At 66.7% G+C, this 22490-nt stretch carries 24 protein-coding genes; 16 read left to right on the forward strand and 8 right to left on the reverse strand.

The genetic code is table 11. The features are described 5' to 3' along the window. Positions 1 to 74: 74 nt before the first annotated feature. Together VPH47_RS07010 and VPH47_RS07015 are read left to right on the forward strand one after the other, a co-directional pair. On the forward strand, positions 75 to 410 hold the full coding sequence (locus VPH47_RS07010) for a hypothetical protein (protein WP_110712858.1): 336 nt from the start codon (positions 75 to 77) through the stop codon (positions 408 to 410). A 58-nt stretch (positions 411 to 468) separates the two neighbouring features. Beyond that, a complete protein-coding gene (locus tag VPH47_RS07015; protein WP_368850387.1) occupies positions 469 to 1104 on the forward strand; it encodes a glutathione S-transferase family protein in 636 nt (211 codons plus the stop codon). 96 nt (positions 1105 to 1200) lie between these two features. Here the strand turns inward: VPH47_RS07015 and arsC are convergent, their stop codons facing one another. The 3 genes from arsC to VPH47_RS07030 form a co-directional block, all read right to left on the reverse strand. Next, a complete protein-coding gene (arsC, locus tag VPH47_RS07020; RefSeq protein WP_368850388.1) occupies positions 1201 to 1542 on the reverse strand; it encodes an arsenate reductase (glutaredoxin) in 342 nt (113 codons plus the stop codon). Next, positions 1542 to 2696, reverse strand: a complete 1155-nt coding sequence (locus VPH47_RS07025; RefSeq protein WP_019337376.1) for a phospholipase A — start codon at positions 2694 to 2696, stop codon at positions 1542 to 1544. Before VPH47_RS07025 ends, arsC begins: the two co-directional genes overlap by 1 nt. 119 nt (positions 2697 to 2815) lie before the next feature. Further along, the gene (locus tag VPH47_RS07030) at positions 2816 to 3301 is read right to left on the reverse strand and encodes a DUF456 domain-containing protein (protein WP_110712855.1); all 486 of its coding nucleotides are present in this window, start codon (positions 3299 to 3301) and stop codon (positions 2816 to 2818) included. Between the two features lie 235 nt (positions 3302 to 3536). Between VPH47_RS07030 and VPH47_RS07035 the strand changes: the two genes are divergently transcribed. Then, complete coding sequence (locus tag VPH47_RS07035; protein ID WP_010486802.1) at positions 3537 to 3746, forward strand: cold-shock protein; 210 nt, start codon at positions 3537 to 3539, stop codon at positions 3744 to 3746. A gap of 72 nt (positions 3747 to 3818) precedes the next feature. On the opposite strand, the gene VPH47_RS07040 is transcribed toward VPH47_RS07035, so the two are convergent. Continuing rightward, positions 3819 to 4313 (reverse strand): glycine zipper 2TM domain-containing protein, encoded by a 495-nt coding sequence (locus VPH47_RS07040; protein ID WP_110712854.1) that lies wholly within the window; start codon positions 4311 to 4313, stop codon positions 3819 to 3821. Between the two features lie 136 nt (positions 4314 to 4449). Then, entirely contained in the window at positions 4450 to 4884 is a 435-nt protein-coding gene (locus tag VPH47_RS07045; protein ID WP_153855968.1) for a cytochrome c, read from the reverse strand. Positions 4885 to 4964: 80 nt separating this feature from the next. Here VPH47_RS07045 and VPH47_RS07050 point away from each other — a divergent pair, with 80 nt between their 5' ends. Further along, entirely contained in the window at positions 4965 to 5792 is an 828-nt protein-coding gene (locus VPH47_RS07050; RefSeq protein ID WP_164161912.1) for a ThiF family adenylyltransferase, read from the forward strand. Positions 5793 to 5870: 78 nt separating this feature from the next. Here VPH47_RS07050 and VPH47_RS07055 read toward each other — a convergent pair whose 3' ends face one another. Beyond that, on the reverse strand, positions 5871 to 6644 hold the full coding sequence (locus VPH47_RS07055) for a TatD family hydrolase (RefSeq protein ID WP_368850389.1): 774 nt from the start codon (positions 6642 to 6644) through the stop codon (positions 5871 to 5873). Next, positions 6641 to 6856 (reverse strand): DUF6116 family protein, encoded by a 216-nt coding sequence (locus VPH47_RS07060; protein ID WP_110712850.1) that lies wholly within the window; start codon positions 6854 to 6856, stop codon positions 6641 to 6643. The genes VPH47_RS07055 and VPH47_RS07060 overlap by 4 nt, the downstream gene beginning before the upstream one ends. A gap of 163 nt (positions 6857 to 7019) precedes the next feature. Here VPH47_RS07060 and VPH47_RS07065 point away from each other — a divergent pair, with 163 nt between their 5' ends. The 11 genes from VPH47_RS07065 to VPH47_RS07115 all read left to right on the forward strand — a co-directional run bounded on the left by VPH47_RS07065 (position 7020) and on the right by VPH47_RS07115 (position 20713). Beyond that, a complete protein-coding gene (locus VPH47_RS07065) occupies positions 7020 to 7865 on the forward strand; it encodes a glycine zipper 2TM domain-containing protein (RefSeq protein WP_368850390.1) in 846 nt (281 codons plus the stop codon). 126 nt (positions 7866 to 7991) lie between these two features. Then, entirely contained in the window at positions 7992 to 8534 is a 543-nt protein-coding gene (locus tag VPH47_RS07070) for a GNAT family N-acetyltransferase (protein ID WP_032129637.1), read from the forward strand. 175 nt (positions 8535 to 8709) lie between these two features. After that, the gene (locus VPH47_RS07075; RefSeq protein ID WP_110714347.1) at positions 8710 to 9366 is read left to right on the forward strand and encodes a glutathione S-transferase family protein; all 657 of its coding nucleotides are present in this window, start codon (positions 8710 to 8712) and stop codon (positions 9364 to 9366) included. A gap of 78 nt (positions 9367 to 9444) precedes the next feature. Further along, positions 9445 to 11724, forward strand: a complete 2280-nt coding sequence (locus VPH47_RS07080) for a thiamine pyrophosphate-dependent enzyme (RefSeq protein WP_368850391.1) — start codon at positions 9445 to 9447, stop codon at positions 11722 to 11724. A gap of 3 nt (positions 11725 to 11727) precedes the next feature. After that, positions 11728 to 13671, forward strand: a complete 1944-nt coding sequence (asnB, locus tag VPH47_RS07085) for an asparagine synthase (glutamine-hydrolyzing) (RefSeq protein WP_164162678.1) — start codon at positions 11728 to 11730, stop codon at positions 13669 to 13671. A gap of 66 nt (positions 13672 to 13737) precedes the next feature. Next, positions 13738 to 14298 carry an NADPH-dependent FMN reductase gene (locus VPH47_RS07090; RefSeq protein WP_110712846.1) on the forward strand — a complete coding sequence of 187 codons (561 nt, stop codon included), beginning with the start codon at positions 13738 to 13740 and terminating at the stop codon, positions 14296 to 14298. Positions 14299 to 14644: 346 nt separating this feature from the next. Further along, positions 14645 to 16081 (forward strand): replicative DNA helicase, encoded by a 1437-nt coding sequence (locus VPH47_RS07095; RefSeq protein ID WP_110712845.1) that lies wholly within the window; start codon positions 14645 to 14647, stop codon positions 16079 to 16081. A gap of 172 nt (positions 16082 to 16253) precedes the next feature. Beyond that, complete coding sequence (locus VPH47_RS07100; protein WP_197611409.1) at positions 16254 to 18497, forward strand: TonB-dependent receptor; 2244 nt, start codon at positions 16254 to 16256, stop codon at positions 18495 to 18497. Continuing rightward, a complete protein-coding gene (locus VPH47_RS07105; protein WP_368850392.1) occupies positions 18497 to 20086 on the forward strand; it encodes an alkaline phosphatase in 1590 nt (529 codons plus the stop codon). Before VPH47_RS07100 ends, VPH47_RS07105 begins: the two co-directional genes overlap by 1 nt. 169 nt (positions 20087 to 20255) lie before the next feature. After that, entirely contained in the window at positions 20256 to 20468 is a 213-nt protein-coding gene (locus tag VPH47_RS07110) for a hypothetical protein (protein WP_286073875.1), read from the forward strand. Beyond that, positions 20465 to 20713 carry a hypothetical protein gene (locus VPH47_RS07115; RefSeq protein WP_110712842.1) on the forward strand — a complete coding sequence of 83 codons (249 nt, stop codon included), beginning with the start codon at positions 20465 to 20467 and terminating at the stop codon, positions 20711 to 20713. The genes VPH47_RS07110 and VPH47_RS07115 overlap by 4 nt, the downstream gene beginning before the upstream one ends. 25 nt (positions 20714 to 20738) lie before the next feature. On the opposite strand, the gene gstA is transcribed toward VPH47_RS07115, so the two are convergent. Beyond that, entirely contained in the window at positions 20739 to 21341 is a 603-nt protein-coding gene (gene gstA, locus VPH47_RS07120; RefSeq protein ID WP_110712841.1) for a glutathione transferase GstA, read from the reverse strand. Positions 21342 to 21461: 120 nt separating this feature from the next. Between gstA and VPH47_RS07125 the strand changes: the two genes are divergently transcribed. Further along, positions 21462 to 22361 carry a LysR family transcriptional regulator gene (locus VPH47_RS07125; RefSeq protein ID WP_153855974.1) on the forward strand — a complete coding sequence of 300 codons (900 nt, stop codon included), beginning with the start codon at positions 21462 to 21464 and terminating at the stop codon, positions 22359 to 22361. Positions 22362 to 22490: the final 129 nt, after the last annotated feature.

Raw genomic sequence — 22490 nt, forward strand, 5'->3', positions numbered from 1 at the left:
TTGTGTGGTGAGGGTTAACGAACCTGCAGCATCTGCTCTGCTAGGCTCGGCGCGACCTCACACAGGACGTGTTCATGGGCCTGCATCGATTCATCGCCGTTGCGATCCTGCTGGCCCTGGCCGGCTGCAGTACAACCTCATCCTATGAAGGTGCGGACTTCTCCGCCTCCTCGCAGTGCCGCATGCAGTGCCAGGCCGACTATCGCAGCTGCATGGCGCGGGGCAGTGTCGGCAGCAACGACTTCAGCTGCGAACAACAGATGGTGCCGGCGCCAGACAAGCGCTGCAAGGACGTTGCCAACCCCGAGTTGCGCCGTTCCTGTGAACTGAAGACGCACGACTGCGCGATACGCACGCCGATCATGTCCTGTAGCGAAGGCCGCGATACCTGCATGAGCCGCTGCGGCTGAGCAGTGACCGCCCGTGTGGGCGCATAATCGGCCGATCCACCTGCACGGGATCTTCCGCATGAGCACCACGCTGTATGGTTCAACCAGTACCGCCGCGCTGGTAGTGCACTGGCTGCTGATCGAGCTGGGTATCGAGCACGAACTGGTGCTGCTGGATTTCGACGCGCGCGAGCACAAGTCGGCGGAGTACCTGGCGCTGAATCCGGCCGGCGTTGTGCCGACGCTGCTGATCGATGGCTTGGTACTGACCGAAGCGGCGGCGATCGCACTGTATCTGGCTGACCGCCATCCGGAAGCCAACCTGCTGCCGGCACTGGGTACGCCGCAGCGCGCCGATGCCTACCGCTGGATGTTCTGGTGTGCCAATACGCTGCAGCCGGCCTATCGGGCCTGGTTCTATCCGCACGAAATGGCGGGCGAGGCAAATATCGAAGCGAGCCGCGAGATGGCCCGTCAGCGCCTTGAGGCGGCCTGGCAGCATGTGGCCACGCACCTGCAGGCGCACGGACCGCATCTGCTGGGCGACGCCCCCTGCGTGGTCGACTACATGCTGGTGATGCTGATGCGCTGGTCGCGCAACATGCCGAGGCCCAGCGACACCTGGCCGGTGCTGAAGGCGCACGCCACGACAATGAAGGCGCGCCCGGCGTTCGCCGAGGTGTACCGCCGCGAAGGCATCACCGACTGGCGGTAACCCGTTCTGTAGAGCCGAGCCATGCTCGGCTGCATTCATGGGTAGCACGCGAACCGCAGCCGAGCATGGCTCGGCTCTACCAAAAGTAGGGCGGGCTTAGAGGATCTCCAGCACCGTTTCCGGTGGACGGCACAGCCGGGTGCCCTTGGGCGTGCGCACCACGGGGCGGTTGATCAGCCGCGGGTGTGCGGCCATCGCGGCCAGCAGCGTGGCATCGTCGGCCTCTTCCAGTCCCAGTTCGGCGAACTGCACTTCCTTGCTGCGCACCAGATCGCGTGCGCTCAATCCGGATTCGGCCAGCACCTGGCGCAGCGTGGCCACGTCCGGTGGAGTGCCCAGGTACTCGATCACCATAGGATCGAAGCCTGCATCGCGGATCAGCTTCAATGCGCCGCGCGAATTGCTGCAGGCCGGGTTGTGCCAGATCGTCACGTCCATCAGAACCACTCCAGCAGGGACACGCCCACACCCACGTAGGTGGCCTTGTGGTTGTAGTCGATCAGGCTCTCGCCGTAGCCGTCGAAGATCTGCACGTGGCCGCGCAGCAGGTTGCTGATCGGGAAGCCGTAATCCAGCTGCAGGGCACCGTGTGAGCGGCTGCCGGTGCGCAGCGAATGGCGTGCCATCAACGAGACTTCGTGGCCGTTGCGGTTCCAGGTCAGGGTCGCATCACCGCGGCCCATGTAGTCCTCGATATCCGGATTGTTGTCGTCGCTGCGGGTTTCCGGGATGCGATACCACGGGCGCAGTACCAGCGCCCAGTTCTCGCGGTCCAGGCCGATGTTGAGCATCACCCGGTTCCAGCTGCGCGACAGCGGATCGGCGCGGCCATTGGACTGATGGTTCAGCGCGATGCCGGTCATGCGGCCGCGCCAGCCACCGATCGAGTAGCCGTTGCGGAACACCATCATCACTTCCGGCTCGTAATTGGTTTCGCGGAACGGGCGCGAATCCTCGCCGTTGTAGGCCTGCCAGCGCGAGCTCTGGGTGTAGCCGGCCCAGATGTCGCCATTGTCGCCGAACAGGTTCTCGGCGATCTTGGTCTTGAAGCTGATCTGGAACTTCAGTTCGGCGCTGTCCAGCACCTGCGGCGTGGTGACCGTGTTGGCCGGATTCGGCGAATGCGGTGTGGTGTTGCGGTCGCTGGTCCAGAACGCAGGCAGCAGGTACACCGGCTTGTACGCACGCAGCTGGAACGGGCCCAGCTTGGAGTCTTCGGCCAGCTCCCAGCGGCTGTCCAACAGCGAACCGCGGCCGGCATTGGCCAGCGCGCTGTCCGGCGCAGCGGGGCGGAACAGGTCGCTGACCCGCTCGCGCAGTTTCTCTTCGCCCTGGCTCACGCGTGCGGTCTGGCGTTCTTCGCGACGGGCCTGCGCGGCCGCCTCGGCAGCGGCATCGGCGGCGGCCGTGGCCTGCGGCGTATGCGCGAACAGGCGGTCATAGCAGGCCAGGCGCGCCGCGTCAGTGGTGATGGCCGCGCAAGCGGCCGGCGAGGTATCGGTGCTGGGCACGAATTCCTGCGCGGCCAGCGGGGCACTGGCCAGGGCCAGCGCCAGCGGCGCAAGGCGGGGAAGCAGCGGGGGGAGGGTCATTCCAGCAGGCCCTTCGGTGAATACGGGGATCGCACAGTGTGGCGGCTGTACCGGATCGCGGCCAGCCCCCACGGTTTATGCACGGCCACCGCGTGCGCGTGGCGTGAAGGCTGCGCCAGTCACAGGAACCAGGCGAAGGCGAACAGGCCCAGCATCGCGATCACCACCGCCAGCTTCAACGCCAGGCCGAGCAGGATGCCGAGCCAGGTGGCCAGGCCGACCTTGGTCGAGCGGCCCAGTTCGCGGGTATGCCAGTACTCGCCGAGCAGGGCACCGACCAGCGGTCCCGCAAACAGGCCGATCGGCATGAAGAACAGGCCGACGATGCTGCCGACGAAGGTGCCCCAGAGTGCCTTGCGGCTGGCGCCGACCCGCTGCGCACCCACCACCGTGGCCAGCACGTCCAGCAGCAGCGAGAGCAGGGTCAGCACACCCAGCGCGACCAGGGTTGGCCAGCCGACATGGGCGAAGCCGTCGGCCCAGGCCGCCAGCAGCAGCCCGATGAACACCAGCGGGATGCCGGGCAGGGCCGGGAGGATGATTCCGGCGATGCCGACGAGGACAAAAATGACCGCTAGCAGATATAAGATGAATGAGAGTCCCATGCTGTCCCGTATGGTGGCCGTTTTGGGGTTGACAGTGAAAGATTTTGCCAGTTGATTTTTCGTTTTGGGCGGGTTAAGTTGCAGTCGCTGAGCTTGGCAAGGTCACCGTGGATCGTGGCCTGATGAAGCAAGATCTTCCCGATCCGCTGCATCGATGCACCTCGCTTCCCCCTTGCTTGTCAGCCGCCCACCAGGCGTTTCCAACAACAAGAGAGAGTCAAAGGGAGTTAGTGAGATGGCTGATCGCGAGACCGGTACCGTAAAGTGGTTCAATGATGCGAAGGGCTTCGGCTTCATCAGCCGGCAGAATGGCGAGGACGTGTTCGTGCACTTCCGTGCCATCGAGACCCAGGGCTTCAAGAGCCTCAAGGAAGGCCAGACTGTGAGCTTTGAAGTCGTGCAGGGCCAGAAGGGCCTGCAGGCTGACAAGGTGCAGCCGGTGTAATACCCGCCGCCCGTCGGCATGAAAAAGGCCCGCGCAAGCGGGCCTTTTTCTTTGCGCATGGCCCGGTGCGGATCAGCGCAGGATGACCTTGCCGTTGACCACGCGGACATAGGTGTTTTCGCGGATGCCGCCGAGGTCACGCTGGTTGACCACGATCGTGCGGCCATCGTCCATGCGCACGCTGATGTCGTAGGTATCGCTGGTCACGTTCTTCTGGATCTGGTTGCCGGCCAGGGCGCCACCGACTGCGCCTGCGGCGGCGGCGATGTTCTTGTTGCCACGGCTGCCACCGGTGTGATCGGAGATTTCATGGCCGGCCACGGCGCCGACGATGCCGCCGAGGATCGCGCCGGTCGCGCTGGGCGCGGTGCGGCCCGAGGGCACGGTGTTGATGCGGGTGACGATGCCGCAGTCGGCGCAGCGGCCCTGGTTGTAGCCGCCGTTGTTGCCGTAGCCACCATTGTTGTAGCCGTTGTTGTAACCGCCGCCACCGTAGCCGCCGGGGGTGGCACAGCCAGCCAGAGCAAGGGTAGCGATGGCAGTGGCGGCGATGAGCTGGATCTTCATGGGGCATCTCCTGGCCGTGAAGGCGGGTGTCTGGGGTGGTACTGCGTCATGCAGCAGGGTGGACGAATCCTCTCCTTTCGAACGTGAACGACGCGCCAACCGTGCATGGCTTGCCCGGCTGCAGGATGAATGCGGCTCAGCGGAAGTCCTGGTGGCAGGCGCGGCAGTCGGCCTGCAGGGTTTCCACCACCTGGGCCAGTGCCTTGCAGTCGCTGGGCGGAGCTGCCAGTGCGGCGTTGAGGTTGCCGCGCAGCTGGCTGGCGTGCTGCTGGAACTGCGTGCTGTCCTTCAGCCCGGGAAAGGCCAGGTCCAGGTCATTGGACAGCAGGCGTATGGCCTGCAGCCGCGGCACACTGTCAGCCAGGCTGCAGCGGTTCTGCTGCTGGGCCTGCTGCAGCAGTTGCGACTGCCGCTGCATTACCTGCATCAGGCTGTCCGGGAACGGGTCGCGACGCGCCTGCAGGGCGCGGCTGACCATCACAGTGGCGATCAGGCCGATCAGCAGGCCCAGGCACAGCACGAACAGGTAGCGATGGGCAGTGGACAGGCGGCGGGGCGGGCTGGCGTTCATGGCGGGCTCTCCGGGCGTGCAACGGTGGGTTCGATGCCGACGTACTGCGGGTGCCGGCGCCTGCACGTTAAAATAGCGGGATGAACGAACAGGTCAAACAACGCTTCGCCGGCATCGAACGGCTGTATGGCGTGGGCGCACTCGAGCGCCTGCAGGGCAGCCGCGTGGCGGTGGTCGGCATGGGCGGCGTCGGCTCGTGGGTGGTGGAAGCGTTGGCGCGTTCAGCGGTCGGCCACCTGACCCTGATCGATGCCGATGACATCTGCGTGTCCAACACCAACCGGCAGCTGCCGGCGATGGAGGGCAACTACGGCCGCAACAAGGCCGAGGCTATGGCCGAGCGTTGCCGTGCGATCAATCCGGATATCGAGGTCGATGCCGTGCAGGCGTTCCTGACCGTGTCCAACATGGCCGAACTGCTGGACCGTGGCTTCGACCTGGTGATCGATGCCTGCGACAGCTTCCGGGTCAAGGTCGAGACGATCGCCTGGTGCCGTCGCCGCAAGCTGCCGTTGCTGACCGTGGGCGCTGCCGGTGGCCGTACCGATCCCACCCTGGTGCGTATCCGCGATGTCTCGCGCACCGAGCATGACGCCATGCTGGCGCTGATCCGCAAGAAGCTGCGCAGCGAGTTCAACTTCCCGAAGAATGCCAAGCGCTATTTCGGCGTGCCGGCGGTGTACTCGCTGGAGAACGTGAAGTACCCGCAGGCCGATGGCAGTGTCTGCGGCATCCGCCCGAACCTGGGCGCCGATGCGGCGCTGAAGCTGGACTGCGGCGCCGGCCTGGGCGCAGCGACCCACATCACCGGCGCGTTCGCCTTCGCAGCGGTCGGCAAGGCGTTGGAGATGCTGCTGGAGCCGAAGAAGGTGAAGGCTGAAGTGGTCGAGGATCAGGCCGACGCGTGACGGTAGTGCTGGCCGCTGGCCGGCAACTCCGGAATGATTGAATCAGCGCAGATGCCGGCCAGCGGCCGGCACCTACCGTTACATTGCCGGCAGCGCGAACAACCGCCGCGCGTTCTCCGTCGTGGCCTGGGCCACCGCGTCCAGCTCCATCCCGCGCAGCGCGGCCACGTGGCGGGCGATGACTGCCAGCCGCGCCGGTTCGTTGCGCTGGCCGCGGATGCCGGCGTCAGGCTGGTCGGGCGCGTCGGTCTCCAGCAGCAGTTGTTCCAGCGGCATTTCGCGCAGAAGCCGCTGCAGGCGCTGCGCGCGATCGTAGGTCAATGGGCCGCCGAGCCCGAGCAGGAAGCCCTGCCGGTGCAGCTGCGCGGCCTGTTCCGGGCTGCCGGAAAAGCTGTGCACCACGCCGCGCAGGCCGCCGATGCGGCGGATGGCGGCGATCACCGCATCCACCGCGCGTCGCGCGTGCACGATCACCGGCAGCTCGAATTCACGGGCCAGTTCCAGCTGGCCGATGAAATACGCCTGCTGCACCTCGGCATCCAGTCCTTCGACGAAGAAGTCCAGGCCGCATTCGCCGATCGCGCAGGGGCGTTCGCGTTCGATCCACTCGCGCAGCAGCGGCAGGTGCCCAGGCTGGTGCTCGGCCAGGAACATCGGATGCAGGCCGTAGGCCGGGTACAGCCCCGGCGCCTGCCGGCAGACCTCGCGCAGCTTCGGCCAGCTGGCTGCGGTCACCGCCGGTACCACCTGCAGGCGCACCCCAGCCGCCTGCGCACGCTCGACCACGGCGGCGCGGTCATGGTCGAACTCGCTGGCGTCCAGATGGCAGTGGCTGTCGACCAGCACGCTCAACGCTGTTCCAGCGGCGGAGGTGTTGCGGCGTTGCGGCTCTTCCAGTTGGCCAGCAGCAGGGTGCCGAAGCCCAGCACCAGCTCATCGACGAACGGAATCGGGTCCGGGATGAACAGGGTCAGCGCGAACAGGCCCGCGGTGAGCTTGAACAGGGTGGGGTAGCGCAGCCGGCGCGCCCATTGCAGTACCGGCAGCAGCATCGGGTTGGCCATGGCGGGAATCCTCGTGGGGAATATGCAAACGCTACCACGGGCCCAGCATTTCCCGATGCTGAATGGGTTACAGCAATGAGCAGGAAATGTGGAGATTCCGTTCAGGCAGCGCATGCTGCAATCTGGCCCGAGAACGTTGCGGATGGTCCGCAAGGAGCAGGTCATGAAAAGCACAACTACAACTGTCCTGGTCGCAGCGGGCGCGCTGCTGGTCGGTGGCATCGCCACTGCCGCCTTCATGAAGAGTGGCGACAAATCGCCCGATTCCATCAGCGCCGGAACCCCCAATGGTGAATCGCGCCTGGTCGATGGCAACGCCGCCGACGATGGCGCACGTGGTGACAAGCTGGATCCGTCCGCGCCGCGCGGCCTGGAATACGCCGACGTGCTGAAGGTCGACCCGATCACCGAGAAGCAGAAGGCGTATGCCACCGTGATCGGCACCGATGCGGTGCGTGAGACCTCCACCACCCAGACCCCGCATGAGGTCTGCCAGGACGTGATGGTGCAGGAACGCCTGCCGGAGCGTGATGGCAATGTGGGCGGCACCGTGGTTGGCGCTGTGGTCGGTGGCCTGCTCGGCAACCAGGTCGGCGGCGGCAATGGCAAGAAGGCGGCCACTGCGGCCGGCGCGGTGGCCGGTGGCTTCATCGGCAACCAGATCGACAAGCGCCATGTGGGTGGCCGCGTGGTCAACCGCACCGAGCGCCAGTGCCACACCGAGACCGCGACCTCCGAGTCGAGCCGCGTCACCGGCTACAACGTGACCTACCGCAACGAGGACGGCACCACCGGCACCATGCGCATGGCCAGCAAGCCGGGTAACCGCATCGCCATGGGCAATACCGATGTGGTCAAGGGTTACAACGTGACCTACCGCTACGATGGCGCCGAGAAGACCGTGCGCATGGACAACAAGCCGGCCAGCGATCGCCTGCCGGTGGTCGACGGCCAGCTGGTCACGCAGACCGCTGCTGCCGGTGCCACTGCCGCCGCTACGCGTCAGTAATCCAGGTGCAGCATGCAGTACCTGACGGGCCGGCTCATGCTGGCCCGTTTCGTTGCAGCCGGCGAAATTCATCCGCGCGGGGCGTGAATCCACCATCATGGACGCTTCCTTCGACATGGAGCCGGCATGAGCATCTTCGACCTGCGCATCGAAACCGAGCGCCTGATCCTGCGCCCGCTGCTGCGCGAGGACTACGAACCGTATCTGGCGTTCTGCGCTGATGAGGAAACGATGCGCACCCTCGGTGGCGTGCAGCCGCCGTCGGTGGCCTGGCGCGGTTTCTGCAGCCTGGCCGGTGCCTGGCAGCTGTTCGGCTTCTCGATGTTCAGCGTGATCGAGAAGTCCAGCGGTGACTGGATCGGGCGGATGGGTCCGTGGCAACCGCAGGACTGGCCCGGTACCGAGGTCGGCTGGGGCATTCGCCATGCCAGCTGGGGCCGGGGCTATGCGCCGGAAGCCGCAGTCGCCGCGATCGACTGGGCATTCGACACGCTCGGATGGGACGAGGTGATCCATACCATCGCCGAGAACAACGACAACTCGCGGGCGGTCGCGCGCAAGCTCGGCAGCACGCTGCTGCGGATGGGGGAGCTGCCGCCGCCGTACAACGACAAGCCGATGCAGATCTGGGGCCAGTCGCGCGAGCAGTGGCGGCAGCGCGCGCGCTGAGCCTTGCCCGGTAGTGCCGGCCGCTGGCCGGCAACCGCGTTGCGGCAGATTCGTGCGATTGCCGGCCGGCGGCCGGCACGACCGTGTTGCCATGCTGCACCCGCGCTTGGCATTCACCGGCGCGCTTGCCAGACTGCACGCAGCCGGCCGCCGGCCGGATCCGATGGAGCAGGCGATGGTGGAAGAGCGCGTCCCGTTGACGGTGCATGGCATGTCGGTCTCGGGCAATTGCCACAAGGTCCGCCTGCTGCTGGAGCAGCTAGGCAGCCGCTACCGCTGGATGGAAGTGGACAGTGCCCACGGCCAGACCCACACCCCCGAATTCCTGGCGTTGAATCCGAATGCCAAGGTGCCGCTGATCGTCCGCGACGATGGCCGCGTGCTGACCGAATCCAACGCGATCCTGTTCTGGCTGGCCGAGGGCACGCCGTACCTGCCCAGCGACGGTTGGGAGCGCGCGCAGGCGTTGAGCTGGATGTTCTTCGAGCAGTACACGCACGAGCCCTGCGTGGCAGTGGCGCGCTTCATCCGTGGCTGGACCCCCGCTGATTCACCGCGCCGCGCCGAACTGCCGCGCCTGCACGAGCGCGCCGCCACCGCGCTGGCAGTAATGGAGCAACATCTGCGCGAAGCGCAGTGGTTCACCGGCAGCGGATATGGCATCGCCGATATCGCGCTGTTCGCCTACACCGACGTCGCAGGCGAGGGTGGTATCAGCCTGCAGCCATTCCCGGAAGTGCGTGGCTGGCTGCAGCGCGTGCGTGAACAACCGCGTTTCCTGCCGATGCCGGCGGTGACTGCCGAAGTGCGCTCGCGATTCGAGGCTGCGTGACTCTCACCAGGGTGACCCCCACAGGGTAGCGCCTGGCCAACGCCGGGCGGAATGCAACAACGACACGGAGGGTGTTCGATGTTCGCTGTGGTTCCAGATCCGATTCCCGCACGCATGCGCGTGCTCAACCGCGCCGAAGTGTGCGACGTCAACTTCCTCGATGCGGTGCGTGGCTGGCGCGGCACCCCGCGTCCGCGCCCGGCACCGGATGCGCCGATCCTGCCGGGCAGCACGCTCACTGCCGCCGCGTTTGGCGAGCTGTTCGATTCGCAGCTGGCCAGCCGCCAGCTGGACCTGATGGCACGCGTGCTGCGCGTTCAGAACAAGGTCTTCTACACCATCGGTTCCTCCGGCCACGAGGGCAACGCGCTGCTGGCGCGGGCCTGCCGGCATACCGATCCAGCCTTCCTGCACTATCGCTCCGGTGCCTTCATGGCCGAGCGTTCGCGCCAGGTGCCGGGCATCGATCCGCTACGCGATGCCGCGCTGTCTTTCGCCGCCAGCGCCGATGACCCGGCCAGCGGGGGCCGCCACAAGGTGTGGGGCAGCAAACCGTTGTGGGTGCTGCCGCAGACCTCGACCATCGCGTCGCACCTGCCGAAAGCGCTGGGCACCGCGCTGGCCATCGAGAGCGGCAAGCGTCTGGGGCAGCCGTTGCCGATCCCGGCCGACAGCATCGTGCTGTGCTCGTTCGGCGACGCCTCGGCCAACCATGCCACCGCGCAGACCGCGTTCAACACCGCGATGTGGTCGGCCTACCAGAAGCTGCCGGCGCCGATCCTGTTCGTCTGCGAGGACAACGGGCTGGGCATTTCAGTGAAGACGCCGGAAGGCTGGATTGCCGAGCGCTTCAGCCGCCAGCCGGGGCTCGACTATTTCTTCGCTGATGGTCTCGACCTGGCCACCGGGCACGCCCAGGTGCAGGCGGCGGTGGAGCACTGCCGGCGCACGCGGCGGCCCACCTTCCTGCATCTGCGCACCACCCGCCTGATGGGCCACGCCGGCACCGACTTTGAAGTGGAATGGCGCGCGCTGCCGGAGCTGTGCGCGGCCGAGGCGCAGGATCCGCTGCTGCGCTCGGCGCAGATCGCGATGGAGTCGGGCTGGATGGATGCGGCCGCCATCGAGGTCGCCTACGAAACGATGCGCGCGCGCTGCATGGCCGCGGCGGCGGATGCCGAGGGCCGCCCGACGCTGCAGTCGCTGCAGGAGGTGATGGCGCCGCTGGCGCCGTACACGCCGGCGGCGGTGCAGGCCGAGGCGCGGCGCGAGGTGCCCGCCGATGCGCGCGAAGCGCTGTATGGCGGTGCGGAGACCCTGCCTGAGCGGCAGCCACCTCGGCACCTCGCCATCCAGATCAACCATGGGCTGCAGGAACTGCTGGCGAAGTATCCGCAGAGCCTGCTGTTCGGCGAGGACGTCGCGCAGAAGGGCGGTGTCTATACCGTCACCAAGGATCTGCTGCGCCGCTTCGGCCCACGCCGGGTGTTCAACACCCTGCTGGACGAGACGATGATCCTGGGCATGGCGCAGGGCCTGGCCAACATGGGCATGCTGCCGATTCCCGAGATCCAGTACCTGGCCTACCTGCACAACGCCATCGACCAGGTGCGCGGCGAAGCGTGCTCGCTGCAGTTCTTCTCCAATGACCAATACCGCAACCCGATGCTGGTGCGGGTGGCCGGGCTGGGCTACCAGAAAGGCTTCGGTGGCCACTTCCACAACGACAATTCGATCACCGCGCTGCGCGACATTCCCGGCCTGGTGGTCGGCTGCCCGTCGCGCGGCGACGATGCGGTGATGATGCTGCGCACGTTGGCCGCGCTGGCGCGGGTGGACGGGCGGGTGGCGGTGTTCCTGGAGCCGATCGCGCTGTACATGAGCAAGGACCTGCATGCGCCGGGCGATGGCCAGTGGCTGTTCGACTACCCCGCCCAGGGCCAGGCGCTGGTACCGGGCGAGGGCCGGGTCTATGCGCCGGAGGCGGGCGACCTGGTGGTCTACACCTATGGCAACGGCGTGCCGATGGCGCTGCGCGCGGCGCGGGCGATCGAGCAGCAACTGGGCTGGCAGGTGCGGGTGGTCGACCTGCGCTGGCTGGTGCCGCTGGATGCCGGTTTCATCGCCGCGCAGGCCGCCAGCGCACGACGGGTGCTGGTGCTGGACGAGGGCCGCCACAGTGGTGGGGTGGGCGAGGGCGTGGTCACCGTCCTGGTCGAGGCTGGCTTCGGCCACCTGCCGCTGCGCCGGGTCTGTGGTGCCGATACCTATACCCCGTTGGCGGGGGCAGCAATGTTCGGGCTTCCAAGCGACAATGCAGTGATTGGCGCCGCCCTTGAACTGGCGCAGGAACCCTGATGCATGTGTGGATTGGCGGGAATGTTGTTGCCGGCGCCGGTGGCGTCGGCCGAGGTGCTGCAGGCGCAGGTCCTGGCCATGGGCGAGGCGCTGCACCACCGCGGGCCGGATGATGGCGGCAGCTGGGTCGACGCCACGGCCGGCATCGCGCTGGCGCATCGCCGCCTGAGCATTCTCGACCTGTCGCCGCTGGGCCACCAGCCGATGGCCTCGTCCGATGGTCGCTACGTGATGGCTTACAACGGCGAGGTCTACAACTTCGCCGCCCTGCGTGCCGAACTGGAGCCGCTGGGGCATGTTTTCCGTGGCCACTCCGACACCGAAGTGCTGCTGGCAGCGATCCTGCAATGGGGCATGGAAGACACCCTGCAGCGCTGCAACGGCATGTTCGCCATTGCGCTGTGGGACCGCCAGGAGCAGTGCCTGTGGCTGGCCCGCGACCGTGTCGGCAAGAAGCCGCTGTACTACGGCTGGGCCGGCGACACGCTGGTGTTCGGTTCGGAACTGAAGGCGCTGTGGCAGCACCCGGCCTTCGACAACGACATCGACCGTGACGCCCTGACCCTGCTGCTGCGGTTGGACTACATTCCGGCACCGCACAGCATCCACCAGCGCTGCTACAAGCTGATGCCGGGCCGCGTGCTGCGCCTGGACGTCGAAGCCGTAGCGGCGGGTGCGGCCGCGCATCGCCCGGAGCAGGCGCAGCGCCCGTACTGGGATGCGCGTGCCCGCATGCAGGCGGCGCTGGCCGCGCCGTTCCAGGGCCGCATCGAGGAGGCCGAGGAACAGCTGGATGGGCTGCTGCGCGACGCGGTGGCGCTGCGCATGGTGGCCGACGTGCCGGTGGGCGTGTTCCTGTCCGGCGGTACCGATTCGTCGCTGGTGGCCGCGCTGATGCAGGCACAGAGCGGACAGCCGGTGCACAGCTTCAGCATTGGCTTCACCGGTTCGGGCCACGACGAGGCGCCGCTGGCCAAGGAGCTGGCCGCGCATCTGGGCTGTGACCACACCGAACTCTACGTCAGCGGTGCCGATGCGTTGGCGGTGGTACCGCAGTTGCCGGCGATGTTCGACGAACCCTTCGCCGATGCCTCGCAGGTACCGACCGCGCTGGTCGCCCGTCTGGCGCGGCAGGGTGTGACCGTGGCGCTGTCCGGCGATGGTGGCGACGAGCTGTTCTTCGGCTATACCCGCTATGTGCGCGCGCTGCGCAACTGGCAGATGCTGGGACGCGTGCCGGGGCCGCTGCGGCGCTGGATGGGCGCGCGCTCCCAGCAGCAGGGCGAGGCCTCGCGTACCGGCGGCCTGGCCGCGCTGTTGGCAGAATCCGGCGCGCGTGGCATCGGTGACGTGTACCGCAACCGCATCTCGCGCTGGCGCGACCCGGCGGCGGCAGTGCCCGGGGCGCAGGCCGCGGGCAGCTTCTACGACCTGGCCGACCCGTTGCACGGTGCCGGCACACCGGCCGATGCGATGATGCTGGCCGATTACGTGACCTACCTGCCGGATGACCTGCTGTGCAAGGTCGACCGCACCTCGATGGCGGTCAGCCTGGAAGCCCGCGCACCGCTGTTGGATTCTCGCGTGGCCGAGTTCGCCTGGTCGCTGCCGCTGGGCTTCAAGCGCAGTGAAACCACCAGCAAGGTGCTGCTCAAGCGCGTGCTGGGCCGTTATGTGCCGCAGTCGATGGTGCACCGGCCCAAGCGTGGCTTCGGCGCGCCGGTCAGTGACTGGCTGAAGGGCGACCTGCGGCCGTGGGCCGAAGACCTGCTGCAGCCGGCACGGCTGGAGCGTGAGGGCGTGCTGTCGGCTGCCGCGGTACAGCCGCTGTGGCAGCAGTTCCTCGGCGGCCAACGCAAGTGGCATACCCATCTGTGGAACGTGCTGATGTTCCAGGCCTGGCAGGCGCATTGGCGGCAGGTGCGCGCGGGCGTGACCGGCGGCTGATCTTCACCGGCATGCAAGGGCCCGGCGACTAGGCTGGGCCTCCCGCACCGTGAGGAGTATGTCCCGATGTCCGTCCCCACCATCGCCGTGTTCGTCGGCAGCCTGCGCAAGGATTCCTGCAACCGCAAACTGGCCCATGCGCTGGAGAAGATTGCCGGTGACCGTGCGCGCTTCCAGTACGTGCAGATCGGTGATCTGCCGCTGTACGACCAGGACTTCGATGGCCAGTATCCGGCGCAGGGTACCCGGCTGAAGGACCAGGTCCGTGCCGCCGATGCGGTGCTGTTCGTGACCCCGGAATACAACCGGTCGGTGCCGGGCGTGCTGAAGAACGCCATCGACATCGGCTCGCGCCCGTATGGTGACAGCGCGTTTGCCGGCAAACCGGCGGCGGTGATCGGCGCCTCCATCGGCCAGATCGGCACCGCTGTGGCCCAGCAGCACCTGCGCAACAGCCTGGCCTTCCTGGACATGCATGTGCTGGGTCAGCCCGAGGCATTCATCCACTTCAAGGACGGTCTGATCGATGCCGACGGCACGATCCACAACGAGGGCACGCAGAAATTCCTGCAGGGCTATGTGGACCGGTTCCTGGCGCTGATCGCTGTTCACGTCAAGGGCGATTGAGACCGAGGGGGTCAGAGCCCTCTGCTTTGCAGAGGGATCCGACCCAGCCATGCCAAGGGGCGGATCCCGTCGCGCAGTGGCGGGCTCTGACCCCACGTCCAGCGGGGCGGGCCGGAGCCCGTACGTTGCATGGGGTCCGACCCTGATCGCCTGATCTGCGATAATGACCCGCTCGGGCGTCGCAACGGCGCCCGTCGCAGGCACTGCGACGCCCCCACGCCAGAGTGGACAGGCACTGGCGGATATCCCCCGTTTCTCCACGGCTTATCCACAGGCTTGTCCATGGCCGCCGGGGTCGGCGCATGCCTACACTCGTCTGGCCCACTTTTGCAGGAAACACCGCAGCATGTCCGCTCGCCCCGGCTTCCGTTCCAACCGCAGAGAGCGCGGTGATGGCTTTGATCGCGATCGTGATCGCGACGAGTCGCGCATCGACCAGTTGCGGGTGCCGCCCCATTCGGTGGAAGCCGAACAGGCGGTGCTGGGTGGCCTGATGCTGGCCCCGGAGGCCTATGACCGGGTCAATGACCAGCTGACCGAAGGCGATTTCTACCGCCGTGATCATCAGATGATCTACCGCGCGATCCGCGAGCTGTCCGAACGCGAGCGGCCGTTCGATGCGGTGACCCTGGGCGAGTGGTTCGAATCGCAGGGCAAGATGGAACTGGTGGGCGATGGTGCCTATCTGATCGAGCTGGCCAGTACCACGCCGTCGGCGGCCAACATCGTGGCCTACGCCGAGATCGTGCGTGACAAGGCGGTGCTGCGGCAATTGATCCAGGTGGGCACCGACATCGTCAACGACGGTTTCCAGCCCGAGGGCCGTGACAGCAGCGAGCTGCTGGCGTCGGCGGAAAAGAGCGTGTTCGCCATCGCCGAACAGGGCGCACGCGGCCGTACCGATTTCGTGGCGATGCCCGGTGCTCTGAAGGATGCCTTCGAAGAGCTGCGCAGTCGCTTCGAGAACGGCGGCAACATCACCGGCCTGCCGACCGGCTACAACGATTTCGATGCGATGACCTCCGGCCTGCAGCCGACCGACCTGATCATCCTCGCCGCGCGCCCGGCCATGGGCAAGACCACCTTCGCGCTGAACATCGCCGAGTACGCGGCGATCAAGTCGAAGAAGGGCGTGGCGGTGTTCTCGATGGAAATGTCGGCATCGCAGCTGGCGATGCGCCTGATTTCCTCCAACGGCCGCATCAACGCGCAGCGCCTGCGTACCGGCCAGCTGGAAGACGAGGACTGGAGCCGCGTCACCAGCGCGATCAAGATGCTGAAGGAAACCAAGATCTTCATCGACGACACGCCGGGCGTGTCGCCGGAAGTGCTGCGCTCCAAGTGCCGCCGCCTCAAGCGCGAACATGACCTGGGCCTGGTGGTGATCGACTACCTGCAGCTGATGAGCGTGCCGGGCAACAGCGAAAACCGCGCGACCGAAATCTCGGAGATCTCGCGTTCGCTGAAGGGCCTGGCCAAGGAACTGCACGTGCCGGTGATCGCGCTGTCGCAGCTCAACCGCTCGCTGGAAACGCGTACCGACAAGCGCCCGGTGATGGCCGACCTTCGCGAATCGGGCGCAATCGAGCAGGATGCGGACATGATCGTCTTCATCTACCGCGACGATTACTACAACAAGGAGAATTCGCCGGACAAGGGCCTGGCCGAAATCATCATCGGCAAGCACCGTGGTGGCCCAACCGGTTCGTGCAAGCTGAAGTTCTTCGGCGAGTACACCCGCTTCGACAACCTGGCCCACGATTCGGTCGGTTCATTCGAATAACCGTAGTGCCGGCTGCTGGCCGGCCCACCCCCACGGCCGGCAAACCATTCGAAACGCCAAACGTCCGTATGTGGCGTGTAAATGACATGTAACGCGACGCTTCTACGATTCCGCCGCTGCTGCCCTTCGACGCCGCCCTTCGGCGTCCAGCGTGCCCAAGGAATCCGCCCCCATGCCGTCCCACGCTCCGCTCCGCCGCAATCTGCTGGCCCTGCTGGTCTGTGCTTCGCTGCCGTCGCTGGCTGTCGCTGAAACCGCCCCCGCCCCCGACGCGCAGTCGGCTACCACCCTTGACTCGATCTCGGTGATCGGCCGCGGTGAAGCGCGCCAGGTGCAGCGCGTGACCGCCGAGGACATGAAGGTGCTGCCGCCGGGTGCCAATCCGCTGAAGCTGCTTGCGACCAAGCCGGGCGTGCATTTCGAATCGGCCGATGCCACCGGCGCTTACGAATGGTCCACCACCATCAGCCTGCGTGGCTTCAACCAGAACCGCCTGGGCTACACCCTTGATGGCATCCCGCTGGGCAACATGGCCTATGGCAACAGCAACGGCCTGCACATCAGCCGCGCGGTGATCAGCGAGAACCTGGGCGGTGCGGAGGTCTCCACCGGCATCGGCGCACTGGGTACGCCGTCCACCAGCAACCTCGGCGGCGTGTTCCAGTTCTACTCGATCGATCCGTCCACCGAATATGGGGTCGTGCTGGCACAGAGCTTTGGCAGTGACAGCGCACGCCGCAGCTATGCGCGCCTGGAGACCGGTGAGCACCAGGGCTTTGCTGCCTACCTGTCCGGTGTGTATTCGGAAGGTGACAAGTGGAAGGGCAAGGGCTCGCAGGAGCTGAAGCAGTTCAACGGCAAGGCCACCTACAACTTCGGAACGGACAGCAAGATCACCGCGCTGTTCAACGCCTCGCGCCGCGTCGAGGCCGATTACCAGGATCTGTCGCTGGAGATGATCGATCGCCTCGGCTGGGACTGGGACAACTACGCGCCGGACTGGGATCGCGCCGTCGCCGCCGCACGCGGCAAATTCAGCGGCGGCGTCAACAGCCCGTGGGATGCGTACTACTCGGGCCACGGCCTGCGCAACGATGACCTGTCCAGCATTGCCGGCGATTTCGGCCTGAACGAGTCGATGCGCTTGAAGGTCAATGTCTACAACCACAGCAACCGTGGCCAGGGCCACTGGTTCAGCCCGTCCAATCCGTCCAACCCGGGCACCAGCCGTGAGATTCCGATCTCGATCCGCACCACCGAGTACGCGATCGACCGTACCGGCGTGACCTCGGCGTTCACCTGGAACGTCGGTGGCCACGAACTGGAAGCGGGCCTCTGGTACGAGGACAACGGCCACAGCGTGCAGCGCAACTTCTACTACATCGACGGCCCGATCACCGACGACTTCTTCCTGCGCAACCCGGACCAGCGCGTGTGGCACCAGCGCTACACCACCATCACCCGCCAGTTCTACGTGCAGGACCGCTTCCGCCTGTTCGATGACCGCCTGACCATCGACATCGGTGCGAAGTCGCCGCACACCCGCACCAGCGTGCGCACGCCGCTGGGCAGCTATGCCAACAACAGCAGCCTGACCTCGAAGAAGGGCCTGCTGCCGCAGGCCGGCTTCAACTTCAAGCTCAACGAAGGCAACGAGATCTTCGGTTCGTTCGCCAAGAACATCGCCGCCTATGCGCTGGGCGTGGGCAGCCCGTTCAATGTGCCGCAGGCCGCCTTCGATGCCAGCGCGAAGAACCTGAAGCCGGAACAGTCGCGCACCATCGAGCTCGGTTGGCGTGGCTACGGCCGCGGCTATGAAGCCTCGGTGGCGGTGTACGACGTCAAGTTCGACAACCGTCTGCTGGCCATCGCGCAGTGCGTGGGCATCCTCGGTTGCCCGGCACTGTTCTCCAACGTCGGTTCGGTGACCAGCCGCGGCGCCGAGGCGACCCTGCAGCTGAAGCCGATGCAGGACCTGACCTGGTCCAATGCGCTGTCCTGGAATGACAGCACCTACGACAACGACTACGTGAACAACGGCGTGGTGCCAACCCGCGGCAAGACGACCGTCGACACCCCGGAATGGATGTTCGCCAGCACCCTGGCGTGGACCCCGGGCCCGTGGGACCTGCGCCTGGCCGCCAACCACGTCGGCAAGCGCTACGTGACCTATACCAACGATGTGTCGGTGCCGAGCTACTGGCTGGTCAACGCCTCGGTGGCCTATGACTTCGGCAAGCTCGGCCCGGCGCAGAACCTGACCGTAGCGCTGAACCTGACCAACCTGACCGACAAGCGCTACCTGTCCTCGATCAACACCAACGGTACCTACGCCGCCGACCCGACCCGCAGCCTGGCGACCATGCAGGTCGGCGCGCCGCGCCAGGTGATGGCCACCGCTACCGTGCGCTTCTGATGCGCGGGCCTGTCGATCCGGAAAGCCGTCGTCGCCTGCTGCGCATGGCGTGGCAGGGCACGGGGGCGGCGATCGCGCTGGCGGCGATGCCGGGGCTGGCCACGGCCGGCCCACGGCCGCGGCTGGGGCGTGATCCGTTCACCCTCGGTGTCGCCGCCGGTGATCCGGATCCACAGGGGGCCGTGTTATGGACGCGGCTGGCACCGGACCCGCTCAATGGCGGCGGCATGCCGTCACGGGCGGTACCGGTGCGCTGGTTCGTGGCCGAAGACCCCGGCATGCGCCGGCTGGTGCAGCGGGGGACTGCGGCGGCGGTGCCCGAGCTGGCCCATTCGGTGCACGTGGAGGTCAACGGCCTGCGCCCAGGCCGCGACTACTACTACCGTTTTGCCTGCGACGGTGACGAGGAAAGCGCGGTCGGCCACTTCCGTACCGCGCCGCTGCTGGACACGCAACTGCAGCAGCTGCGGCTGGCCCTGTGCACCTGCCAGGCCTGGAACAGTGGCTACTACCCGGTGCTGCGCGATATCGCACAGAGCGATGTCGACCTGGTGCTCCACGCGGGTGACTACCTGTACGAGTACAGCCCGCTGCAGAATGCGCGTGGTCGCGCGCTGGATGCGCAACGCTTCAGTGGCGAGACCGTCAGCCTGGAGCGCTACCGTGACCAGTACGCGCTGTACAAACTCGATCCGGATCTGCAGGCCGCGCACGCCGCACATGCGTTCGCGGTGATCTGGGACGACCACGAGGTGCAGAACGATTACTCCGGCATCCACCCGGAAAAGCCCGGCGTATCGACCGAGGACTTCATCGTGCGTCGCGCGGCAGCCTACCGCGCGTTCTACGAGCACCTGCCGATGCGCAGCACGCCTGCGGGCAATGGCGGCCTGCGCGTACATCGGCGGCTGCGCTATGGTGACCTGGCACAGCTGACCCTGCTCGATTGCCGCCAGTTCCGCCCGGCCAATCCCTGTGGCGTGGGCGAGTCGCCGCGCTGTGACGCTGCACTGGACCCGCGCATGAGCATGCTTGGCGTGGGCCAGGAAGCGTGGTTCGCGCAGTCGATGGCCGCCGCGCAGGGCACGCGCTGGAACGTGGTGGTGCAGCAGCTGCTGATGGCGCAGCTGCGGCTGGACGGCGGCACGCCACGCGAGCGCTTCTGGAATGACGCCTGGGATGGTTATCCCGCCGCACGCAACCGGTTGCTGCAGGCGATGCAGGCGGGCGGGCAGGGCAATGCCATCGTGCTGGGCGGTGACTGGCATTCCTCTTTCGTCAACGATCTGAAGCTGGATTTCGACGCGGCCAGTGCGCCGGTCGTGGCCACCGAATTCATCGCCCCGGCAATCAGCAGTGGCGGCGACGATACGCCCTATGGCCCGTACTACGGGCCGTCGATTCCGCAGAATCCGCATATCCGCTATTTCGACGGCGACCGCCGTGGCTGGTGGAAGCTGCAGCTGAACCGGCAGACCGTGGATGCGGAACTGCGCTTCGCCGACAGCGTGCTGCGTGCGGACGCTGCGGTGCGCACCGCGGCGCGTTTCCAGGTGACCCACGGCCGTCCGGGCGCGGTCCCGGTGTAAATCCCTGCGGTTGTGCCGGCCGCTGGCCGGCAACCTCCTGAATCTCCGGTTTCCCCGCAATCGGTTTCATCGCCCCCAGCCCGGGTTTCGTCGCAAACCGTTTGCGGGCGGACAGGGCGGGGCGCCAAGGTGTCCGCAGGCGGCAGGGTGCCGCCCCAAGGAGACCGTGATGAAGACCCTGTTCGCGCTCGGTGTGTGGTGCCTGCTGTTCGTGCTGTGCTGGCCGCTGGCGATCCTCGCCCTGATCGCCTGGCCGTTCGTGTGGCTGCTGAGCCTGCCGTTCCGCCTGGTCGGCATCACCTTCTCGGCGCTGTTCGCGCTCCTGCGCGCGCTGTTCATGCTGCCGGCGCGCCTGCTCGGTGGCCGGGCGGTGGCTGCATGAGGACGGTGTTGCTGGTGGGTCTGGTCCTGCTTGCGGGGCCGGTACTGGCCACACCTCCAGCGCCGCCCTCGGTGTGGCTGGAACGCCAGCAGACTGCTGCGGCTGACGAGGCGAACGCTGCAGCGGTCTCTGTGCAGAAATCCAAGGAGCGCTGCAGGGTCGCGAAGGAATGGAAGGTCGGCGAGACGGTGGTGCAGCACCGGGTCTGTGAGGATCCACCAAAGAAGCCGGCTGGAAAGGTGTAGCGCCGAGCCTGTGCTCGGCTCCACATCACGCGGCCTCTGCGCGTAGCGCCGCCTGCACGGCCGGTCGTGCGTTGATCCTGCGGGCATAGGCAGGCAGCGCCGGCCACGCCGCCAGATCGATGGAGAAGAAGCGGCACCAGCCAAGCACCGTGAAAAGGTAGGCATCGGCGACGCTGAAGTCTGGTCCCATGAGAAAGTCCTGCGTTGCCAACGTCTCCTGCAGCAGGTCGAAACGCTTGAACAGCTTCTGCCGGAAGAAGGCCTTGGCCGCTTCCGGCAGATCGGCGTTGAACAGCGGCGCCGAGCCGGCGTGGAACTCGCTGGTCACGAAGTTCAGCCATTCCTGCAGTCGTACCCGCTCCCAGCTGCCGACGGGTGGGGCCAGCGTGCATCCGGGTTTCAGATCGGCCAGGTACTGGACGATGGCCGGGCCTTCGGTCAGCACCTGCCCGTCATCCAGCTCCAGCGCCGCGACATAGCCTTTGCGGTTGATGGTGCGGAAATCGCGACCATCGGCGGTCTGTTTGCTGGCGTTGTCGACCTTGACCAGCTCGAAGGGGAGGCCAAGTTCACGTAGCACGATATGGGGCGACAGCGAGCAGGTGTACGGTGCGTAGTACAGCTTCATGGAGGGTCTCGAGGGAGAAAGGACGGCCGGGTCAGCCGGTGCGAGGCAGTCTGCTGTGCGAGCGGTATCCGGTAAAATCAATCTTCGATTTTTCTCCCATAAGCTGGGCTACTGCCTGTCATGATGAATCTTGCCCACTGGCGCCTGCTGGTTGCGGTGGCCGACGAGGGAACCATCTCGCGCGGCGCTGACCGGGTCGGCATCAGCCAGTCCGGTGCCAGCCAGGCCCTGGCCCAGCTGGAGTCCTCATTGGGGTTTGCGGTGTTCGTGCGCGAGCGGCGTCAGGTCGAGATCACTGCGCTCGGGCAGCGGGTGATCGAACACGCACGCATCATGCTGGGAGGCCTGCAGGCGATCCGCGCGCTGGCCGATGACAGCCAGGGGTTCAGTGGTGCACGCATCCGCCTGGCGACCTTCCCGTCACTCGTTTCCAGCGTGCTGCCAGCGCTGCTGCGGGATTTCCAGCGCCGCCACCCGGGCATCGAGGTGGTGATCGTGGAGGGTACGGACGAGGAGGTTGAGCGCTGGCTCGAATCGGGCACGGTCGACGCCGGCGTGGTGATGAACCCCGCTGCAGATCGCGCGCCGTTGATGCTGGGCAGCGACGGGTGGATGGCGGTGCTCGCGCAGACGCATCCGCTGGGGCGCCGCGCCACCGAAAGCGGGGTGGCCTTGAGCGAGCTGGCGGGCGAACCCTTCATCCTCGCAACAGGGGGTTGTGCGGTGAACGGTCAGCGCCTGATGGCGGACGCTGGTCTACAGCTGAGCGACGTACGAGTGACCGTGCGCGACTGGGCCAGCGCGTGCGTGCTGGCGCGCGAGGGGCTGGGCGTCTCGCTGGTGCCGGAATCGACGTTGCCGGATGATCTCCACGGCCTGCGCGTGCTGCCGGTGCAGCCGGGGATCCGTCGCGTGTTTGGCCTGGTCTGTTCGCCGGCGGGTCGCGCATCGCGTGCAACGCAGGTCTTCATGCGGGAGCTGGCCACGGCCGTTGCGGGCAGTGCGTCAGGATCAGCGTGAGCCCGCTACTGGCGGGGAGCCGGAGCGTGCGGACGTCAAGCTGCCCGGCAGGGTTGCGGGCAACAAAAAACCCCGCCGAGGCGGGGTTCTTTGTATCCAGCCATGCCGGCCAGCGGCCGGCATTACCCG

The sequence above is a fragment of the Stenotrophomonas sp. WED208 genome, from assembly GCF_040984485.1.
Taxonomy (GTDB): Bacteria; Pseudomonadota; Gammaproteobacteria; order Xanthomonadales; family Xanthomonadaceae; genus Stenotrophomonas; species Stenotrophomonas riyadhensis.

What these genes read in the sequence shown, in the direction of transcription:
- VPH47_RS07010 (WP_110712858.1), top strand. Translation starts at nt 75, where the DNA reads ATGGGCCTGCATCGATTCATCGCCGTTGCGATCCTGCTGGCCCTGGCC.
- VPH47_RS07015 (WP_368850387.1), top strand. Translation starts at nt 469, where the DNA reads ATGAGCACCACGCTGTATGGTTCAACCAGTACCGCCGCGCTGGTAGTG.
- arsC (WP_368850388.1), bottom strand. Translation starts at nt 1,542, where the DNA reads ATGGACGTGACGATCTGGCACAACCCGGCCTGCAGCAATTCGCGCGGC.
- VPH47_RS07025 (WP_019337376.1), bottom strand. Translation starts at nt 2,696, where the DNA reads ATGACCCTCCCCCCGCTGCTTCCCCGCCTTGCGCCGCTGGCGCTGGCC.
- VPH47_RS07030 (WP_110712855.1), bottom strand. Translation starts at nt 3,301, where the DNA reads ATGGGACTCTCATTCATCTTATATCTGCTAGCGGTCATTTTTGTCCTC.
- VPH47_RS07035 (WP_010486802.1), top strand. Translation starts at nt 3,537, where the DNA reads ATGGCTGATCGCGAGACCGGTACCGTAAAGTGGTTCAATGATGCGAAG.
- VPH47_RS07040 (WP_110712854.1), bottom strand. Translation starts at nt 4,313, where the DNA reads ATGAAGATCCAGCTCATCGCCGCCACTGCCATCGCTACCCTTGCTCTG.
- VPH47_RS07045 (WP_153855968.1), bottom strand. Translation starts at nt 4,884, where the DNA reads ATGAACGCCAGCCCGCCCCGCCGCCTGTCCACTGCCCATCGCTACCTG.
- VPH47_RS07050 (WP_164161912.1), top strand. Translation starts at nt 4,965, where the DNA reads ATGAACGAACAGGTCAAACAACGCTTCGCCGGCATCGAACGGCTGTAT.
- VPH47_RS07060 (WP_110712850.1), bottom strand. Translation starts at nt 6,856, where the DNA reads ATGGCCAACCCGATGCTGCTGCCGGTACTGCAATGGGCGCGCCGGCTG.
- VPH47_RS07065 (WP_368850390.1), top strand. Translation starts at nt 7,020, where the DNA reads ATGAAAAGCACAACTACAACTGTCCTGGTCGCAGCGGGCGCGCTGCTG.
- VPH47_RS07070 (WP_032129637.1), top strand. Translation starts at nt 7,992, where the DNA reads ATGAGCATCTTCGACCTGCGCATCGAAACCGAGCGCCTGATCCTGCGC.
- VPH47_RS07075 (WP_110714347.1), top strand. Translation starts at nt 8,710, where the DNA reads ATGGTGGAAGAGCGCGTCCCGTTGACGGTGCATGGCATGTCGGTCTCG.
- VPH47_RS07080 (WP_368850391.1), top strand. Translation starts at nt 9,445, where the DNA reads ATGTTCGCTGTGGTTCCAGATCCGATTCCCGCACGCATGCGCGTGCTC.
- asnB (WP_164162678.1), top strand. Translation starts at nt 11,728, where the DNA reads ATGTGTGGATTGGCGGGAATGTTGTTGCCGGCGCCGGTGGCGTCGGCC.
- VPH47_RS07090 (WP_110712846.1), top strand. Translation starts at nt 13,738, where the DNA reads ATGTCCGTCCCCACCATCGCCGTGTTCGTCGGCAGCCTGCGCAAGGAT.
- VPH47_RS07095 (WP_110712845.1), top strand. Translation starts at nt 14,645, where the DNA reads ATGTCCGCTCGCCCCGGCTTCCGTTCCAACCGCAGAGAGCGCGGTGAT.
- VPH47_RS07100 (WP_197611409.1), top strand. Translation starts at nt 16,254, where the DNA reads ATGCCGTCCCACGCTCCGCTCCGCCGCAATCTGCTGGCCCTGCTGGTC.
- VPH47_RS07105 (WP_368850392.1), top strand. Translation starts at nt 18,497, where the DNA reads ATGCGCGGGCCTGTCGATCCGGAAAGCCGTCGTCGCCTGCTGCGCATG.
- VPH47_RS07110 (WP_286073875.1), top strand. Translation starts at nt 20,256, where the DNA reads ATGAAGACCCTGTTCGCGCTCGGTGTGTGGTGCCTGCTGTTCGTGCTG.
- VPH47_RS07115 (WP_110712842.1), top strand. Translation starts at nt 20,465, where the DNA reads ATGAGGACGGTGTTGCTGGTGGGTCTGGTCCTGCTTGCGGGGCCGGTA.
- gstA (WP_110712841.1), bottom strand. Translation starts at nt 21,341, where the DNA reads ATGAAGCTGTACTACGCACCGTACACCTGCTCGCTGTCGCCCCATATC.
- VPH47_RS07125 (WP_153855974.1), top strand. Translation starts at nt 21,462, where the DNA reads ATGATGAATCTTGCCCACTGGCGCCTGCTGGTTGCGGTGGCCGACGAG.